Annotated in this window: 1 rRNA gene; it reads right to left on the reverse strand. The window is 52.6% G+C overall.

Annotated features, from left to right (window positions below):
- Positions 1 to 61: 61 nt before the first annotated feature.
- Positions 62 to 2,996: ribosomal RNA gene (locus tag V7127_RS01240) — 23S ribosomal RNA — on the reverse strand.

Here is a 2,996-nt window from a genome sequence, read left to right on the forward strand (position 1 = left end):
TTGAGGTTTGTTCCCTCAAAACTAGATAATGCTGAAGAAGTCTTTCGAGTAATCATTTAATTTGGTTAAGTCCTCGACCGATTAGTATTTGTCAGCTCCACGTGTCGCCACGCTTCCACCTCAAACCTATCAACCTGATCATCTTTCAGGGGTCTTACTAGCTTGACGCTATGGGAAATCTCATCTCGAGGGGGGCTTCATGCTTAGATGCTTTCAGCACTTATCCCGTCCGCACATAGCTACCCAGCTATGCCTTTGGCAAGACAACTGGTACACCAGCGGTGCGTCCATCCCGGTCCTCTCGTACTAAGGACAGCTCCTCTCAAATTTCCTGCGCCCACGACGGATAGGGACCGAACTGTCTCACGACGTTCTGAACCCAGCTCGCGTACCGCTTTAATGGGCGAACAGCCCAACCCTTGGGACCGACTACAGCCCCAGGATGCGATGAGCCGACATCGAGGTGCCAAACCTCCCCGTCGATGTGGACTCTTGGGGGAGATAAGCCTGTTATCCCCGGGGTAGCTTTTATCCGTTGAGCGATGGCCCTTCCATGCGGAACCACCGGATCACTAAGCCCGACTTTCGTCCCTGCTCGACTTGTAGGTCTCGCAGTCAAGCTCCCTTATGCCTTTACACTCTTCGAATGATTTCCAACCATTCTGAGGGAACCTTTGGGCGCCTCCGTTACTCTTTAGGAGGCGACCGCCCCAGTCAAACTGCCCACCTGACACTGTCTCCCGCCCCGATCAGGGGCGCGGGTTAGAATTTCAATACAGCCAGGGTAGTATCCCACCGATGCCTCCACCGAAGCTGGCGCTCCGGCTTCCAAGGCTCCTACCTATCCTGTACAAGCTGTACCGAAATTCAATATCAGGCTACAGTAAAGCTCCACGGGGTCTTTCCGTCCTGTCGCGGGTAACCTGCATCTTCACAGGTACTATAATTTCACCGAGTCTCTCGTTGAGACAGTGCCCAGATCGTTACGCCTTTCGTGCGGGTCGGAACTTACCCGACAAGGAATTTCGCTACCTTAGGACCGTTATAGTTACGGCCGCCGTTTACTGGGGCTTCAATTCAGAGCTTCGCTTGCGCTAACCCCTCCTCTTAACCTTCCAGCACCGGGCAGGCGTCAGCCCCTATACTTCGCCTTGCGGCTTCGCAGAGACCTGTGTTTTTGCTAAACAGTCGCCTGGGCCTATTCACTGCGGCTCATCCGGGCTATTCACCCAAATGAGCACCCCTTCTCCCGAAGTTACGGGGTGATTTTGCCGAGTTCCTTAACGAGAGTTCTCTCGCTCACCTTAGGATTCTCTCCTCGCCTACCTGTGTCGGTTTGCGGTACGGGCACCTTTTCCCTCGCTAGAGGCTTTTCTTGGCAGTGTGGATTCAGGAACTTCGGTACTATATTTCCCTCGCCGTCACAGCTCAGCCTTCACGCAAGCGGGATTTGCCTCGCTTGCAGCCTAACTGCTTGGACGCGCTATTCCAGCAGCGCGCTTACCCTATCCTCCTGCGTCCCCCCATTGCTCAAACGGTAAAGAGGTGGTACAGGAATATCAACCTGTTGTCCATCGCCTACGCTTTTCAGCCTCGGCTTAGGCCCCGACTAACCCTGAGCGGACGAGCCTTCCTCAGGAAACCTTAGGCATTCGGTGGATGGGATTCTCACCCATCTTTCGCTACTCATACCGGCATTCTCACTTCTAAGCGCTCCACCAGTCCTTACGGTCTAGCTTCAACGCCCTTAGAACGCTCTCCTACCACTGACATCGCAGATGTCAATCCACAGCTTCGGTGATACGTTTAGCCCCGGTACATTTTCGGCGCAGAGTCACTCGACCAGTGAGCTATTACGCACTCTTTAAATGGTGGCTGCTTCTAAGCCAACATCCTGGTTGTCTAAGCAACTCCACATCCTTTTCCACTTAACGTATACTTTGGGACCTTAACTGGTGGTCTGGGCTGTTTCCCTCTTGACTACGGATCTTATCACTCGCAGTCTGACTCCCATGGATAAATCTTTGGCATTCGGAGTTTGTCTGAATTCGGTAACCCGATGAGGGCCCCTAGTCCAAACAGTGCTCTACCTCCAAGATTCTAACAACATGAGGCTAGCCCTAAAGCTATTTCGGAGAGAACCAGCTATCTCCAAGTTCGATTGGAATTTCTCCGCTACCCACACCTCATCCCCGCACTTTTCAACGTGCGTGGGTTCGGTCCTCCATCCAGTGTTACCTGGACTTCAACCTGGACATGGGTAGGTCACCTGGTTTCGGGTCTACGACCACATACTAATACGCCCTATTCAGACTCGCTTTCGCTGCGGCTCCGTCTATTCAACTTAACCTCGCATGTAATCGTAACTCGCCGGTTCATTCTACAAAAGGCACGCCATCACCCGTTAAAGGGCTCTGACTACTTGTAGGCACACGGTTTCAGGAACTATTTCACTCCCCTTCCGGGGTGCTTTTCACCTTTCCCTCACGGTACTGGTTCACTATCGGTCACTAGGGAGTATTTAGCCTTGGGAGATGGTCCTCCCTGCTTCCGACGGGATTTCACGTGTCCCGCCGTACTCAGGATCCACTCTGGAGGGAACGAAGTTTCAACTACAGGGCTTTTACCTTCTATGGCCGGCCTTTCCAGACCTGTTCATTTACCTCGTTCCTTTGTAACTCCGTGTAGAGTGTCCTACAACCCCAAGAGGCAAGCCTCTTGGTTTGGGCTAATCCCGTTTCGCTCGCCGCTACTCAGGGAATCGCGTTTGCTTTCTCTTCCTCCGGGTACTTAGATGTTTCAGTTCCCCGGGTCTGCCTTCAATACCCTATGTATTCAGGTAAAGATACTGTTCCATTACGAACAGTGGGTTCCCCCATTCGGAAATCTCCGGATCAAAGCTTACTTACAGCTCCCCGAAGCATATCGGTGTTAGTCCCGTCCTTCATCGGCTCCTAGTGCCAAGGCATTCACCGTGCGCCCTTATTAACTTAACC

The sequence above is a fragment of the Bacillus sp. JJ1773 genome (assembly GCF_036962035.1).
Taxonomy (GTDB): domain Bacteria; phylum Bacillota; class Bacilli; order Bacillales; family Cytobacillaceae; genus Cytobacillus.